The sequence below is a fragment of the Bacillus sp. MMSF_3353 genome (assembly GCF_030733445.1).
GTDB lineage: Bacteria > Bacillota > Bacilli > Bacillales > Bacillaceae_G > Bacillus_A > Bacillus_A wiedmannii.
This window is the reverse complement of sequence record NZ_JASHJA010000012.1, coordinates 22,782-39,290: the sequence shown is the minus strand read 5'-3', so window position 1 is coordinate 39,290 and position 16,509 is coordinate 22,782. Positions and strand designations below refer to the sequence as shown.

Sequence of the window (16,509 nt, the reverse complement as noted above, 5' to 3'; positions counted from 1 at the left end):
ATGTAAATTATACCACAATCCAGTAATCAATATTTTAATCAACGTATTAGAACTTCTTTAATTTATTGAAATATACATTGCACAATTAGGAGATGATTCATTTGAAATCGCAATATACTGTAAGTACATATTTATTAGATCGACTAAGCGAATTAGGAATTGAGCATATATTTGGTGTTCCTGGTGATTATAATTTGGCTTTTTTAGATGACGTACTAGCACATGAAAAGCTAAAGTGGATTGGTAATTGTAATGAATTAAATGCGGCATATACCGCTGATGGATATGCTCGTATAAAAGGAATTGCAGCTCTTATTACGACCTTTGGCGTTGGAGAATTAAGCGCCCTTAACGGTGTTGCTGGGTCATACGCAGAAAACGTACCTGTTATAAAAATCACGGGGACACCACCAACAACAGTAATGGAAAATGGAGCACTCGTTCATCATACGTTAGGTGATGGAAAGTTCGATCATTTTTCCAATATGTATAGAGAAATCACGGTGGCACAATCAAAATTAACACCTGAGCATGCCGCTGAAGAAATCGATCGTGTGTTACGTGCATGTTGGAGTGAGAAACGCCCTGTTCATATTCAATTACCGATTGATGTGTATAATAAACCAATTAATAAACCTACAGAACCAATTTTACATAGACCAGTTCTAAGTAATAAAGATGCGTTGGATAAAATGCTTCTACATGCTACTTCAAAAATAAACAGTGCCAAAAAACCAGTTATTTTAGCTGATTTTGAAGTAGCTCGTTTTCATGCGGAAGAATATTTGCATCAATTCGTAGAAAAAACTGGGTTTCCTATCGCAACATTAAGTATGGGAAAAGGAATATTCCCTGAACAACACCCTCAATTTATAGGAATTTATACTGGTGATGTTAGTTCTCCATACTTACGAAAAAGAATTGATGAATCTGACTGTATTATTAGTATTGGCGTGAAATTAACTGATACTATTACTGGTGGCTTTACACAAGGCTTTATGAAAGAGCAAGTTATAGAACTCCATCCCTATACTGTGAAAATTATAGATAAAAAATATGGACCCGTTGTAATGAAAGATGTTTTACAACAGTTAAGTGATTTAATCGAACATCGCAACGAGGAAACACTTGAAATTAAGCCCTTTATTTCAGAATTACTATCTATGACAGAAGAGTTCAATCCAAAAGCTCAAATGGTTACACAAAAACGTTTTTGGCAACAAATATACCATTTCTTACAAGAAAACGATGTTTTAATTGCTGAGCAAGGAACACCTTTCTTCGGTAGTGCTGCTATCCCTTTACCAAATAACACTACATATGTAGCACAACCATTATGGGGATCAATTGGTTATACATTACCTGCTCTACTCGGTACACAGCTCGCTGATTTATCGCGACGTAATATTTTAATTATTGGTGATGGTTCTTTCCAATTAACTGTTCAAGAGTTATCGACTATACTTCGTCAAAATTTAAAACCGATTATATTTTTAATTAATAACAATGGATACACTGTTGAACGTGCAATTCACGGCGAAAATCAACCGTATAATGACATACAAATGTGGGATTACACGAAACTAGCAAACGTATTTGGATCAGAAGAAAAAAGTCTAACATATAAAGTGGAAAATGAAATAGAGTTAGCAGAAGTCTTAACTAATATAACTTTAAATAAGAATCAACTTATCTTTATTGAAGTTGTAATGAGTCAAGGGGATCAGCCTGAATTGTTAGCTAAACTCGGTGAAAGATTCGGCATGCAAAATTCTTAAAAAGAAAAGAGTAACTATAAATAATGACAACTTCAACTAAGAGATATGAAACTTGTTTATATACTCAAAATACACAAGGAAAAGGATGGCAAGTGCCATCCTTTTTGATATATATTGAACTTTCCCTATTTTTAAGACCATTCTTCAACTAACCCCAGTATAACAAGCAAAAACTTTCAATCTAGCTTTAACTTTACAGCTCTTGTAGCAATAAAAGTTTTAATATACTTATCTAATATTCTAGTTCCACCAAAATCATCCTCAAAAAAACCAGTTATAACTAAACCAGCTTCAACTTGACCTTGAATTTGGTCTTCAAGAGTATGTGCATATTCTATTGTTTGATTAGAATTTACATAATCTTGAACTTCATTCTCTGGTAAATAATCTAGTGTTGATGATGGTATTGAATGTTTAACATCTAGAATACCCTTTTGCTCTTGATTGTCATCAAAAATCCATAGTAATGGATTTGTAAATCCAGAAATAAGAATACCTCTATTCTTTAGTACCCTTGATACCTCATTCCATACAAGATGAACATCTTTTACAAACAAATTAGAAACGGGATTTACGACAATATCAAAATATTCATCTTCAAAATCACTAAGGTCTGACATATCTCCTTGCACTGTTTTTAAAGTTAACCCATCCCGTTCTGCCACCTTTTTATCTTGTTCCAACTGCTTTCTTGATATATCAGTAACTGTTACATCCGCCCCAGCAGCAGCTAGAACTGGTGCTTGTTGCCCTCCACCTGATGCTAAGCACAGTATTTTTAATCCTTCTAATGACTTTGGAAACCAATCTCTAGGAACTGATTTTTCTGTGGTAACTGTGATTTCCCATTCACCTGATTTACTTCTTTCAATAACCTCGCTACTTACAGGTTGCGTATATCTAGAACCTTCTTCAACCTTTTTATCCCATGCATTACTGTTTTGTTGAGTTGTATCCATTATAACTATTCCCCCTAGCTATCTTGTTACATTTTAAGTGTAAGATCATTTACTATTTATGCTTTCCTTTTTCTATTAACCTAAACAATAATTAATACATATTTTTCTATATTTATATTAACAGATAAAAAGTAGTAAGAAAAATAAAATATTCTAAATAGAAAAAATATAAATTCATTTAAGCAAATCAATTACATATAAAAAGGCATTCCAAACCTGTTGACGGTTGGAACACCTTTTTATATATTATTTAAATTTTCACCCTCTGAACTAAACCCATTAAACAAATATATTACATTTTTTATTCCGCAAGCGTTAACTGCCAAGACACACCATATTTATCATTTAACCAGCCAAATTTTTTACTAAATGGATAAGAACCTAAAGGCATTAGTACAGATCCATCCTGCGCTAACTTATGAAAGACCGCTTCAATTTCTTCTTCTGTCTCACAATTTACATAAAGAGACATAGATGGTGTAAATGTAAAACCATGCTTTACATAACTATCAATGCACATGAATTCTTGACCATTTAACGTAAAAGTTGCATGAATGACAGAACCCTCTTTACCTGGTCCGTTTTCATCGTAGCGAGAGATACTTACAATTTCTGATTGATCGAATAGCGACGTGTAAAAGTTCATTGCTTCCTCAGCTTTACCTTCGAACATTAAAAACGTAGTGATTTTTTGATTTGTGTTACTCATATAGAGACCGCCCCTTGTTATGTATTTATGTAAAACATACATCGGCCAGCCAGAACCGAACGTACATTCTTATAAATGTATTGTCTATAAAAAAGATGAGTTTGTCAATTAAATCCCTGTTTATTTCTTCTTAAATAATGCTGTCCAAAGAAATGATTCTCCAAACATAGTATTTTGTTGGTCAATTTGCTTCATCTTTCTAATTTCAATCACTTCAAATTCTTTAAATATCTCTCTTAATTTTTCTTCAGAATATGCAAGTCCACCTTGTAAACTCCACCCTCTATATACGTCCCAATCCGTTATTTCTGATCCATTTCGCTCATCTAAATCGCCTGCTGCAAAACATGTTAATCCAAAATAACCACCCGGTTTCAATGATTTTTTAATTAAATCCACATAATGTAGCCTTCTATGTGGTGGAATATGATGTAAACAGCCTGAATCGTACACAAAATCAAAATCATTTTGACAATCTAAATTAAAAATCGAATCACAAATAAAATCGATTTCTATTCCTTTTGCTAACGCTCTCTCTTTCGCCCAATTAATGCCCTCTATCGATAAATCCACTGCTGTTACTTCAAATCCTTCATTCGCTAAATAAATTGCATTTCTTCCTGGACCGCATCCAAGTTCCAGCACTTTCCCTCTGGAAATCCATCCTGTTTCTATATATGAAACTAGATTTTCATCTGGAACATTTGCAAAAAACGGAACATCCTTTTCCCTATTCTCATAAAATTCATTCCAAAATGGTTCTGCTGGTCTTAATAATGAATCAAGCATTTTAATAATATCTTCTTGCGTGTGCAACGTTTCATTTTTCATTTGTACTCCTCCATTTTTAAATAATCAGAAAATTATTATATATCTTTTTAAGCTTTCAGACAAAGAAAAAAACTCCTACATTTAATAGGAGTTTTTTTCTTTAAAATCCAAGTACAGCTAACCATTTTAACAGCTTCTCTTCTCGCACTTTCAACTCATTATTCCTAAGCTTACCTAACTGAATTTCGCTAACAATTTCTCCATCCACCATAAAAAGAACTCTTTCTGTTTTCGCTGCTACTTTTACATCATGAGTCACTAACATAATGGTCGTTCCATCACGGTTAATATTTAATAATATTTGCATTACCTCTTCTGTTGATTTTAAATTTAGAGCACCAGTTGGCTCATCAGCAAAAATAACATTTGGATTATTGATGAGCGCTCTACAAATAGAAACTCTTTGTAATTGCCCTCCAGATGCTTCGGTTATATAATGAGATGCTATATCACTAATCCCCATTTTCCCCATTAGCTCCAGAGCACGTTGATTTACTATTTTCTTACTCTCACATTTCGCTAAATATGCTGACAAGATGATATTATCAAATAGATTCAAGTTTCTAAGAAGGTTGCTCTGCTGAAAAATAAATCCTATTTCAGTAAGGCGCAATTTGGCTAACGCTTCTTCTTTCATACATGATATTTCTTTACTATCAACTTTCACACTTCCTGATGACATTTGATCCATTCCACTAATATTATATAGTAACGTCGATTTCCCAGAACCAGAAGGCCCCATGACCGATACAAACTCTCCCTCATAAATATCTAAATCTATATTTTTTAGTACTTGATAAATTGTATTTCCATCTATTGAATATTTTTTGTTTAATTGTTTAACTTCTAAAATTTTGTTCAAGTTACACACCCCTACTCTCCATTTGGCTTTACATCGTTTGTTTGTTTCATAGTAAAACTACTGAAAAGTGTTGTTGCGGCCACAGATATAAATAATATAGCTGGACATATTACATAAGAAACGATAGGATTCACGACAAACTTTATATGAGCTGCTCCCATAAATGAGCCTAACCAACTTACTAACATTTCACCAAACGTAGCAGCTAGTAATGTCCCTGTTACAATGCCTATTAATACAATGACAATAGAACGAGTTATATACTGTATACGAATATCTTTGTTAGAAAAACCAATACTTTTCATAATTAATATTTGTGAAGAGTCTTTTGCCAATAACATTTTAAAAAACATCGCAGTAATTAAAACTGATATCAATATAGCAATCAAAATTGCCACTTGCGTCACGAGTCTTAATTGTTTAATTGTCTCTCCTAAAGTTTGCGTTAAATAATCATCTGTATCTGTTATTTTTGCAGAACTAAAATTATGTTTATACTTCTTCACTTTTTCTTGTAAATTCACAGTAGGCTTCATATCTACGTTTACTACATACCATAATATATTTTCGCTATTATAAGAGAAGCTCGCTTTAGCTGTTTTCCCACCATTCGTTACATCTTGATATATCCCACTAATAGTTAGTGCTTTTTCTTTTCCTTCTACAAATAAAACGATTTCATCCCCTACATTCTTTTTTAATTCATTTGCATTCATATAAGATAGAGCAATCTCTTTTTCATTTTTTGGTGCTATTCCTTGAACGTAATCTAATGGAAATTGAGTGAAGTCTCCTACTTCTACATTTAAGTTTTCATGTGTACCTTCAGCGTTCACCATTTTAAATGTACTCGTTACAAATGCTGCATATTTTTCTACGTCTTCATCATTTCGTATATATGAAATTACGTCCTTAAATCGTTTCTCTATATTTTCAGATTGCTGTAAATCTATTCGAATATCACTTTTTCCTGTTCCCATGTAATTTACAAACTTCGGTGACTGAATCGTATACAAAAAGTTAACAGGTACAACAATCATGAACACGGCTATGATTAAAACGATACTTAATACGCGATATAACTTAAAGCGTTTTACGACATCTTGTATACCAATAAATATATTTACATTTGTAATTTTAGTTTGAGAGAGAGAAAAAGAACTTTTCACCTTTCCCTTTCCTAGATTACCTCTTGATCGTAAAGCATCTATTGCTGTAATTCTCCTGAAATTCCGCAAAATAATACGACAGAAAAGGATAACGGCTAGAAATAACAGAGTTGTGACTATTAATGGTACAATAAAATGTAAAACACTTGTATTTGCTGTTCCCATATAAAGTGAGATATTAGAGGTAAATATTTTTGTAACAAATAACGAAAGAATATATCCACATATACACCCGCTAGCAGCAATAACAACATATTTTGTTACATATAATTTTTGGATCTCTTTGCTTGTAATGCCGATAGCTTTCATAACACCAATTTCCCGATAATCTTCTTCCATAGAAGTCATAATCGTAAATCTTATACATAAAATTGCGATTAATATTAATAATGCACTTATTATGATAAGTACTGCAGCTATTATTCCATCTGTTAATGAATTGAGTGTTTTAAAGAGTGAATACGTAATAGAGGGACCTTTTTGAGGTAAATTCGATGACTGGTATAGATTTTCAAATTCTTTTATTTTATTTACATCTGTTAGCTGGAATTCAATAAGATATTCACTTTCTCCAAAATTCCCCTTTATTCTTTCGAAGTCTTCATCGCTTATTACAAATCGTTTTGAACTAACAAGTGATGGGTTCATTTGAACATCACGAACAAATGCCGAAATAGCCAATGCTAGTTCATTATTATTTTTAACAACCCATATTTTATCTCCAATTCGCAAATTATATTTTTGCATATAATAAATTGGTACACCTATTTCCCCTTTCCTAACATCGATCACTTCATTATTTAAATCTAATAAAAAGTCAAAATTACTATTTTGTTTAACGAAGCTAATGTCCATTACACTATTATGTTCCGCTTGATTTTTCTTCTTTATAAAAATGTTAGACCCGCCTATTTGAACCATCTCAGCCGTTTGCTGTTTTTTTACAAAAGGAGTTTTCGCTACAAATGAATCGATTGACTTTTGATTTATTTCTCCGGCATGCATTTGTACGAAGTGCGGTGCGTTTGATACTTTAAACAATTGATCCATCGAGTTCAATAGATTTATAACGTTACTTGAAGCACTTGCCATTAAAAGGCTTGATAACATGATAAACATAAATAAGATGGTAATCATCATTTTATTTTGAGAGAAATCTCTTTTTAACATTCTCCTAATCATATTAAGCTAGTTCCCCTCATTCCATAATATTTTCTTCGTCACTATCGCTATTATTATCATTATGAAACTAATAGCTAATATAGGTAAATAAATTTTCATATTGAATTCTTCAAACATAAAACCATAAATGACTTGCCCAATTGGTGCCATACATTGAGATACCGCTGTTATAATTGCCATTACTTTCCCTAGGTTTTCATTCGGTGTTTTCTTTTGGACTACAGTAATTACATAAATAGATACAATTGTCATGATCATTGCAATTAGAATAGAAGAGAGTATAAAGAGGATAAATGGTGGATAGTATCCTAAATTAAGAATAACTGGCGTAACTGATAGTGCCATCGGTATTACTAATAAAGCTATTAACAGCATCCAATAATACAATGTTTTCATCTGTAGCTTTTTCGCAAAAAAACCTATTGATAATGCACCTAAAATAGTAGCAAAATCGATCAATCCCATTCCAATTCCGTATAACGTGTCGCTACTTTCCATCGTTACTCGTATAATAATTGGAGCACCAACTACAAATAGCGGTGTTAGTATTAAATTTAGTAATGCAGCTAAAAGCATAGATTTCAAAATAAATGGTTGTTTTAAAACGAATACGAAGCCATCTTTCATATCCTTTACAATTGTCGGTATAATATGGTTTTCTTTTGCTCTTTTTATAAAAGGTATTGTAATAAATATTTCTAAAATCGCAGATAAAAAGAAAGCAAGGCAACTTATTATTACAAGTATTTTCAAACCAATTATGCCGTACAACATTCCTCCTAATACAGGAGCTACTATATTAGATAATGCTTGCACACCATTTACGATACCGTTCGCTTGTTCTAACTTTTTCTCTGGAACTAATTGAGGAATACTCGCCATTACAACTGGTGAGTACATTGCACTAATGACTGCAAGTAAAAACATAATAGTTCCAATCAATATAATAGATACAGATCCAGTAAATAATAAAACTATAAAGCTTAATACAATCACAGCGTTTATAAAATCAAAACTAACCATTAAATTACGACGATTGAAACGATCTGCTATCGCTCCGCCAACAGGAGCTAACAAAAACGGAATACTCGTTACCGCATATAATCCTGCGAATATATCAGCACGCCCTGTTATATCTAGCACATATAATGACAGAGCAAAACGTAAAAGTGTTGAACCTAAAATAGTAATAATTTGCCCACTCACCATTAAATAAAAATCTTTCATCGAAGGTTTTATACTAATAGACATCATAATCACACCCTTCCTTTAATTTAGACCGACTGTCGGTCTATAATAAACAAACAGAAAAACATTATTTCTGTTTCATTAAAACCCCCATCATATAATCAAAGGATCCTTCTTTCGCTCCAACAGATACTTCCATCATTTTAATATAAGCTTTTGCTCTCCTCATCATTTCTTCCGGTTTCCATTGGAATAACCCATCATCAAATATGACTTGCGCTGAGGATAGTAATAGTTCAATAGTTTCTTGTGGGTATGAAGTCGAAAATATTCCCTCTTCAATTCCTTGTTCTAAAACTTCTGTTAATACAGGAGATAAATGTATAATGGATTGTACTAAACTTTTTTGATGCATTTCTGCATTATTTGGTTGATGAAATTGCTCAATCATTTTATCTTTTACATCTCCTGATTTTGGCGATTGCTCCATTAAAACTCGAAATAATTTTTCTAATACTGGTATATTCGGATTAGAGACGATTACTTTCGCTTTAGCAACATCTTCTTTAATGATTCTCATAATAATCTCATCCATTACTTCCTCTTTCGACTTAAAATAATGATAAAACGTCCCCTTTGCTATCCCTATCTCTTTTAAAATGTCATTTACTGTTGTTTTCGTATAACCTTTCGTAACAAATAATCGTTCAGCCGTTTCTAAAATTTCTTTTCTACGCTCCTCATACTCCTTAATTATTCGCATTCACGTTCTCCTTCCCACCAGACCGACTGTCGGTCTATTTTAATTATATGTTTAATTAGTAAAAAGTTTCCTATTATTGTATATACAACATCCTACTTTCTATTTCCTTTATAAATTTTTATTTTTTAACGTCCGCTCAATTTGTTTAAAACGTATCTCATGTTTCTTATCGTCACCTTTCATTTTAGGAAAAGAACGATGCCCTCCGCTTGATCCTATTTTCTCGATTCTTCATCCAGACGCACAATACTTTGTAGTTTTTCAGCTCCTTCACCACAAGTCAGCGCATCTCCTTTACATCGATGATTTCAAAAAATGAAAATTGGTTCATACGATACGGTTCCCCCTGTTCGATCTATGTACTTATGAATGGATTATTTTTTTGAGTTCCAATATGTAATATTGCATATTTTGTACGTTTAATTTTTGCACATGCGATAATTTATTTGTAAAAATATAAATTATTAATAAGGGTGATTTATATGAGCAAGTTCCGAAAGAAGATGATTAAATATTTGCAAATATTTTGGGGATGCTTAGCATTTGGTGTATTAATGTTTGCTATCTTCTTAATTATGGATTTAACAGATGCATCTTTAAATACATTAGGCTGGAGAGACTGGCTAGGTTCTGCAGCAGGCGCAGCCATTTTATCTGTTGGGATGATAAATTGGATTTAAAATAAATATTTGGTCCATATTGAATGTAGGCTGTATGCCAACATTCATTTAAAGTGGTCTTCTCTGTATCTCCTTGTATTGAGCAGTTAGCTTTTGCTAGCTGCTCTTTTATTTCTTTCCTGCTCTTACTTCTTTAAGAATTCTTTAACTGCGTTTTCCCAATAAGTACAAATATCCATTCCCCTTTTTTACAAAATGAAATTTTTATTTTGTTATACGCTTCAATTTGTTCCATATTCATTCTCCCTTTCTCAACTATTAACCGGACAAGCATATATTATTGTATGGAGGAATCCACTCATAAAAATCTACCTTTCTTGCCAAAGAGCATGCTTATATGCGTGCTCTTTTTTATTTTTTTCCTTTCATTTCTGAATAACATTTTTAACCCTGTTCATACTATTTTTCAACTTTAGGTTACAAACTATTTCTGTAAGCATAGTGTTTCCTTTTGTACAACAGACAGTTAGTTTTATTCATAACAGTACACGTCTGCACTATTCATTATAAATTTTCATATATTGTATTGTGCTTGTCCAAAACGTGAGGTTATTACTCACGCAATCTAAATGAAAGAAAGGAGTGAAAATATGCGTTCATCTTGTCGTAAGCACACAAACTTTAATTGTGGAGCACAAGCCCCTAGTACGCTACCAGCTCTCGGTTTTGCTTTCAATGCTACTTCACCTCAATTTGCAACACTATTCACGCCATTACTATTACCTAGTACGGGCCCAAACCCTAATATTACTGTCCCTGTAATAAATGATACAATTAGTACTGGAACTGGAATTAGAATTCAAGTAGCTGGTATTTATCAAATCAGTTATACATTAACAATCAGCCTCGATAACGTTCCAGTAGCCCCGGAAGCAGCGCGCTTTTTCTTGACACTAAACTCATCAACTAATATTATTGCAGGATCTGGAACCGCAGTCCGTTCTAATATCATTGGCACTGGTCAAGTAGATGTATCCAGCGGTGTCATTCTAATAAACTTAAACCCTGGTGATTTAATTCAAATTGTACCGGTTGAAGTAATTGGTACAGTAGATATTCGTTCTGCCGCTTTAACAGTTGCACAAATTCGTTAATAAAAACAATATGCTTGGCAAATTAACATTTAATATTCCTTATACACCCCAAAATATATGTTATAGATTTAACACACATTTATATCAAACAAGCATATTTTATTGTATGGTGACTATCTAGTCATACTAATCTAAAGCGTTCATAAGAGCACACTTATATGCGTGCTTTATTTTTCATGAAAATCAAGCTTTAATATAACTATTTTGTTTTACTTTATACTCATCGCTCTTTTGAACATTTATCCTTTTATTGTTATATTTGCTCATTGTTTTTCTCTTTTGTTTTACTAATTAGCTGATTAATTTCACAAACCCCTTTTATTAAACATCCCATGTTTCTTCACCCCTTGAATATTTTTGAAATAAAAATACATACTATTTTCAAGCCGCCGTGTCCACGGCTAATACTTCTTTCTTTTGTTACAGCAGAAGCAGGTAGGTTCTTCACTTATCTGCTTTCTCTGTATATTTTTTATGAAATCGATAATAATACCAACAAGCTGTTTGAACTAGCAGCTTCACTCTTCTCATAATGGGGATGCAAATTATCACAATTAGCTAACTCATTGAACACATTGGCAGACAACCAAAATTGTTGTCTGCTTTTTGTATAAGATTTTTCATTTTACATATACTAGTTTTGAGCCTGTTACCAATGCAAGCCATTTTGGTGTTTTGAATTCCGACTAAGCTTTTTGTTGCATAGATTATTACATCTTTGACAACACTGATTTAAAGCGCGTTTTCTGGTTATTCGTAGTTCTAATCCAGAATAATTTTTCTCCTATTAAAGGACAGCAGATACGACTGCTAGTCCTTTTTTCTTATACCGCATAATTCCCCTTCTGGTAGCTTCGAACCACATTACCCTTATCATCGTAATAAGTAATTTCTCCATCGAACAAAACGAACAAATGAGTTTTCCAGTTCCCGATGATCGTACCCCACATGTCAGCTACATTTGCTCGCATACCCGTGTAGGCGAAATGGAGGTTACGATAATTTTACATTTTCTTGAAACCCTGCTCTGTACATACGCTTGATGTCAAAAACATCTTCATTCTCGCACTTTACAAACTTCATAAATTCCGCTATCAACATTGTTATACATTTTTGTTCTGAACTTGCTGCCAATACAGATAACTTGCTTTACTTTCCATTTCAGCAACAATAATTTTCTCGTTCGGCCAATGTTCGAAAATGGTTGTTAATTTAAAATTTGTAAATAAGAAAGCTCAATCTTCGCCCGCCCTTATTTTTTCCATCTGCCAATATGAGTTAAATCCTTCATAAACTTCTCTTGTTCCATTTCAATAATTGCGGAATGTATAATAAAAATATTCGCTCGCTTCAATACCTTTTCTTTCAACAAAAGTGTTCTACCTAAATAGTAGACATAATAAGTTCCGTTCTCTTTTTGCTGCAGCATAACATTCCAGTACCGTTTGAATATGTTACGAATTTCTTTCACCCCATCGTCCAATTCTTTGTTTGCAAAAGATGTTTTCATATCGTTATACCAATTGATTTTTTCATAATCCGTATCATCATCAGGGGAGCTAGTACGAATTGCTTTCTCTCGATTTTTTTCGATTAAATATTGTTCATATGTAAGTTGCACTTGTTCTTGAATTGGGACATGGTAGTAATACCCTTGCTCTACTGGTTTTGGACTATAAAATTTCCTTTATAAGTTTTAAAATTCATTTTAAATACGGTGAATGAAATTTTCGTTTTTTCTCGGCATCACCCTTGTTGTATACAAGCAAAAAAAGAGCCGCAACACTTTGCGACTCTTTTTGAATAATAACTATTTAACGCCCACGTCTTTGCTGACCTTGTTTTGTACTACTTTTCTTATTACTTGGCTTATTAAATGATCGATTGTTATCATTTCTCGAACTATTTCTTGGGCCACCTTTTGAACCACTTCTTGAACCTTCACGGCTATCTCTTTGACGATATTGATCTGATTTCTTTGGATCCGGCTTTGGTACCGGTTTTCCATTTTCATCTACACGTTTTATCTTCGGTTGTTCGATTATTTCTCTTTGCAATGGTGCACCAAGCGTTTTTTCAATTTCTTCTAAATGTTTTTCATCTTTCGCTGCAACGAACGTAATTGCAAGACCTGATCCACCTGCACGTCCTGTTCGGCCAATGCGGTGAATATAACTTTCTACATCTTCAGGGATATCAAAGTTAAATACGTGCGTTACACCATCTACATCAAGTCCACGAGCTGCTACATCAGTCGCAATTAAGTACTGAATTTTAGCTTCGCGGAAACTCTTCATGACTCTTTCACGTTTCGCTTGAGGTATATCACCATGAAGTTCAGCACAATTATAACCTAGTCCTTTTAAATTATCATAAAGCTTACTTGCTCTAACCTTTGTACGACAGAAAATAACAGCTAAAAATGGCTGATCACGATCCATAACAAAACGAAGTGCATCTGGCTTTGCACGATCTGTCGTCTCAATGACACGCTGCTCAATTGTATTTACCGTTACTTCTTCACTTTGTACTTGAATCATTTGCGGCTCATCCATATAACGTTTCGCCAATTTTTTAATATCTTTTGGCATCGTTGCTGAGAATAACATCGTTTGTTTACTATCAGGTGTCTCATCTAAAATATCTTCAATATCATATAAGAAACCGAAATAAAGCATTTGATCCGCTTCATCTAGTACAATCGTTGAAAGATTACTTAAATCAATTGTTTCACGACGAATATGATCTAATAAGCGTCCTGGTGTCGCAACAACTATATGTGTATTTCCTTTTAATTTTCTCAATTGCTGTGCTACATCTTGCCCGCCATAAATCGCTAGTACATTAATATCTTCTCTTTGAACAAGCATTTTTTTAATTTCAGTCGTAATTTGCAGTGCTAGTTCCCTTGTTGGTGCAACAATTAAAGCTTGAACATCACTAGACTCTGGATCGATTTTTTCTAAAATCGGTAACACGAATGCTAACGTTTTACCTGTTCCTGTTTTCGCCTGCCCAATAATATCTTTACCTGACATAATAACTGGAATTGCCTGCTCTTGAATTGGTGTTGCTTCTGTAATTCCATTTTCACGTAATGTATGATTAAAAGTTTCACTAATTCCTAATTCTAAAAAGTTTTTCAAATAGACCACTTCTTTTCCTTATTTTTCACATTAGCTTTCATTGTACCATTTGTTTCGCCAAATATGAAAAATAAAAAAATTCTTATCTTCTTTTTTTATATTCATCGTGTACTAGTTGGACAAATTCTTTTTGTTTTTTCTCTGATTTTATTAATACTTCCATGTTAGTAGTAGACAAAATGAACTTTTTAATTTTTCTATTACTCCAAATTAATTTTGTATACTTTGCATCTTCGTGTAGCCTTCGAAACCACTCGAATTCACTTAACTTTGCAATATGATGTTTTAGTTTTATGTCATTTCGAGGGTAAAATGTACTTATAGCCATTATTACATCAAGCAATAAACTCATCTTCTTCCCTCCTATACATATATATTTCAATGTTAAGGAAACATAGTTACAAGGTGATAAAATTGACTAATACATTCATAAAAATTTTTTGCGTATTTTTCTTACTATATTTTCAATCCACCACAATTATAATGGCGAAATCTCAAACAGATGTAATAAGTGAATTCAAACAAGCTTTACTCAAAAATGATAAAAAATTAATGCGGTCATATGTAACAGAAGGGATTGAACTACAATGTTAATGATTTGATTAGAATTGCGGAATCTATGAATTAAAAAAACCGATCTTTTCAATATAAGAAAGATCGGTTTTTTATTATTTTATATAATGAGTTTTCCTCCATGATAACAATAATACGTTGCTGCTTTAAGGTTTTTAATTCTCTTTAAAGATTCTTCCGCTTTTTCTATATTTAAACAAAAATTTGGATTAGCTATTACTAATTCATTATTATCTTGAACGGCCGCATCCCCTGTGATTACACATTCTAAGTCTGGAAAATATAATGAAATATGCCCTGAAGTATGTCCTGGCGTCGCTACTATTTGACATTCATTATTCAAAATCATTTGACCATCACATACTTTTTCATCGACGGAAATATGTCTTATATTTTTTAATTGCTGTATAAACCACCCACCAAATTCTTTCTCTTCAATTGGCATATGTTCTAACATTTCTTCAGCTTGAACTAGTCTCTCCGATTTTATTTCACCATTAATGTAGTTAGATTCTATTTCACTAGCAATAATATTAATGTGAGGATATTTCACTTTGAAATCATATAAAGATCCTATATGATCGTCATCATAATGAGTAATAATTATATTTTTTAAGTTTTTCATCTCATACCCATGTTTTACAATTGCATCTTCAATTAAAGGTAAAAAGTTTATATAACCTGTATCTACTAAAGTTAATTCCTTGTTTAATATAAGTAAGCTCGGATAAATACATTGTTTTCCCCCATTAAATTCAAATTCAATTGGTAGTTCTTTTATCTTCATTTTTCTTCCCCCATACCCGTTATTAAATGTTTAATAATAAATCATCCACATACATTTTACTGTACATACTTATGTAACGAAACACTCTGAGTCGTTACATAACAAACATTCTATTATTTTGAACAGGTAATTCCTTATTTTTATGGAAATATACAATAAGATAAATAATAAAATTGATTATTCCTTCACTTTTTTGTCTATCCTTTTAAAAAATCTATGTTTTTGTAAAAGGAGTGTTTATATGGAGAAACAGACACTTTGGAAAAAATTCAAAAAAAGCTCAGCAAACCTCGGGAAATCTAGCGTATATGAAAGTATTATTTTATACTATACAATGAGAAAAAAAGGGTTACCTACTAAAGCGAAATTCATAATATTAGCCGCTTTATCCTATTACGTATTAACAATCGACTTCATTCCAGATATAGCTGCTATTATTGGGGTTGGCTTATTAGATGATGTTTTAGCAATCGCTATAGCGCATAAATTTGTAATGCGTCATGCAGATGCTGAAATTCGTGAGAAGAGCAAAGTAAAAATGGAGTCATTATTTACTTCAGCACGAGCATAATGAAACTATCTAGTCATTTACCTAGGTTTTTACTTTCAAAAAAGCTAACTTTAATTATTGATAGTTCTATTTAACCTTCATCATGAGAGCATTACAGAATAAATTCTTAATTTCTCTTAGCTCTCAAGCCGTAAACAAATAGGGGCCAGTACTTGTTTCTAAGTTCTGACACCCTATTATTTGTTCTTATATTTATCTGTTATTCAATTTATTCAGG

15 protein-coding genes and 1 pseudogene are annotated in these 16,509 nt (G+C 32.5%); 5 read left to right on the top strand and 11 right to left on the bottom strand.

All coding sequences use genetic code 11. The features are described from left to right. The first annotated feature begins 92 nt into the window (after positions 1-92). A complete protein-coding gene (locus RBB48_RS21080; protein WP_088063379.1) occupies positions 93-1,778 on the top strand; it encodes an alpha-keto acid decarboxylase family protein in 1,686 nt (561 codons plus the stop codon). 176 nt (positions 1,779-1,954) lie between these two features. Here RBB48_RS21080 and RBB48_RS21075 read toward each other — a convergent pair whose 3' ends face one another. The 7 genes from RBB48_RS21075 to RBB48_RS21045 all read right to left on the bottom strand — a co-directional run bounded on the left by RBB48_RS21075 (position 1,955) and on the right by RBB48_RS21045 (position 9,441). Continuing rightward, positions 1,955-2,737 carry a class I SAM-dependent methyltransferase gene (locus tag RBB48_RS21075; protein ID WP_088063378.1) on the bottom strand — a complete coding sequence of 261 codons (783 nt, stop codon included), beginning with the start codon at positions 2,735-2,737 and terminating at the stop codon, positions 1,955-1,957. Positions 2,738-3,038: 301 nt separating this feature from the next. Beyond that, entirely contained in the window at positions 3,039-3,446 is a 408-nt protein-coding gene (locus RBB48_RS21070; protein WP_088063377.1) for a VOC family protein, read from the bottom strand. Between the two features lie 120 nt (positions 3,447-3,566). Then, entirely contained in the window at positions 3,567-4,277 is a 711-nt protein-coding gene (locus RBB48_RS21065; protein ID WP_149213306.1) for a class I SAM-dependent methyltransferase, read from the bottom strand. 100 nt (positions 4,278-4,377) lie between these two features. Beyond that, on the bottom strand, positions 4,378-5,139 hold the full coding sequence (locus RBB48_RS21060) for an ABC transporter ATP-binding protein (RefSeq protein ID WP_142291731.1): 762 nt from the start codon (positions 5,137-5,139) through the stop codon (positions 4,378-4,380). A gap of 11 nt (positions 5,140-5,150) precedes the next feature. After that, positions 5,151-7,490: an ABC transporter permease gene (locus RBB48_RS21055; protein ID WP_306008027.1), complete on the bottom strand. Its 2,340-nt coding sequence runs from the start codon at positions 7,488-7,490 to the stop codon at positions 5,151-5,153. 6 nt (positions 7,491-7,496) lie between these two features. Further along, complete coding sequence (locus RBB48_RS21050) at positions 7,497-8,744, bottom strand: MFS transporter (protein WP_306008026.1); 1,248 nt, start codon at positions 8,742-8,744, stop codon at positions 7,497-7,499. Positions 8,745-8,805: 61 nt separating this feature from the next. After that, entirely contained in the window at positions 8,806-9,441 is a 636-nt protein-coding gene (locus tag RBB48_RS21045) for a TetR/AcrR family transcriptional regulator (RefSeq protein ID WP_306008025.1), read from the bottom strand. A 482-nt stretch (positions 9,442-9,923) separates the two neighbouring features. On the opposite strand from RBB48_RS21045, the gene RBB48_RS21040 reads away from it, so the two are divergent. Both RBB48_RS21040 and exsF read left to right on the top strand, forming a co-directional pair. Further along, positions 9,924-10,121, top strand: a complete 198-nt coding sequence (locus tag RBB48_RS21040) for a hypothetical protein (protein WP_088063371.1) — start codon at positions 9,924-9,926, stop codon at positions 10,119-10,121. A gap of 590 nt (positions 10,122-10,711) precedes the next feature. Next, positions 10,712-11,215, top strand: coding sequence for an exosporium protein ExsF (gene exsF, locus RBB48_RS21035; protein ID WP_088609915.1), 504 nt, complete (start codon positions 10,712-10,714; stop codon positions 11,213-11,215). Between the two features lie 1,252 nt (positions 11,216-12,467). Here the strand turns inward: exsF and RBB48_RS21030 are convergent. From RBB48_RS21030 to RBB48_RS21020, 3 genes are all read right to left on the bottom strand, one after another. After that, a complete protein-coding gene (locus RBB48_RS21030) occupies positions 12,468-12,836 on the bottom strand; it encodes a hypothetical protein (RefSeq protein WP_179211936.1) in 369 nt (122 codons plus the stop codon). A gap of 193 nt (positions 12,837-13,029) precedes the next feature. After that, the gene (locus RBB48_RS21025; protein ID WP_306008024.1) at positions 13,030-14,370 is read right to left on the bottom strand and encodes a DEAD/DEAH box helicase; all 1,341 of its coding nucleotides are present in this window, start codon (positions 14,368-14,370) and stop codon (positions 13,030-13,032) included. Between the two features lie 73 nt (positions 14,371-14,443). Next, on the bottom strand, positions 14,444-14,713 hold the full coding sequence (locus tag RBB48_RS21020) for a hypothetical protein (RefSeq protein WP_306008023.1): 270 nt from the start codon (positions 14,711-14,713) through the stop codon (positions 14,444-14,446). Between the two features lie 29 nt (positions 14,714-14,742). On the opposite strand from RBB48_RS21020, the pseudogene RBB48_RS21015 reads away from it, so the two are divergent. Further along, positions 14,743-14,946: pseudogene (locus RBB48_RS21015) on the top strand (hypothetical protein); the annotation flags it as partial. Between the two features lie 88 nt (positions 14,947-15,034). Here the strand turns inward: RBB48_RS21015 and RBB48_RS21010 are convergent. Next, positions 15,035-15,721 (bottom strand): MBL fold metallo-hydrolase, encoded by a 687-nt coding sequence (locus RBB48_RS21010; protein ID WP_306008022.1) that lies wholly within the window; start codon positions 15,719-15,721, stop codon positions 15,035-15,037. A gap of 241 nt (positions 15,722-15,962) precedes the next feature. On the opposite strand from RBB48_RS21010, the gene RBB48_RS21005 reads away from it, so the two are divergent. Beyond that, positions 15,963-16,292 (top strand): YkvA family protein, encoded by a 330-nt coding sequence (locus RBB48_RS21005; RefSeq protein ID WP_088609920.1) that lies wholly within the window; start codon positions 15,963-15,965, stop codon positions 16,290-16,292. Positions 16,293-16,509: the final 217 nt, after the last annotated feature.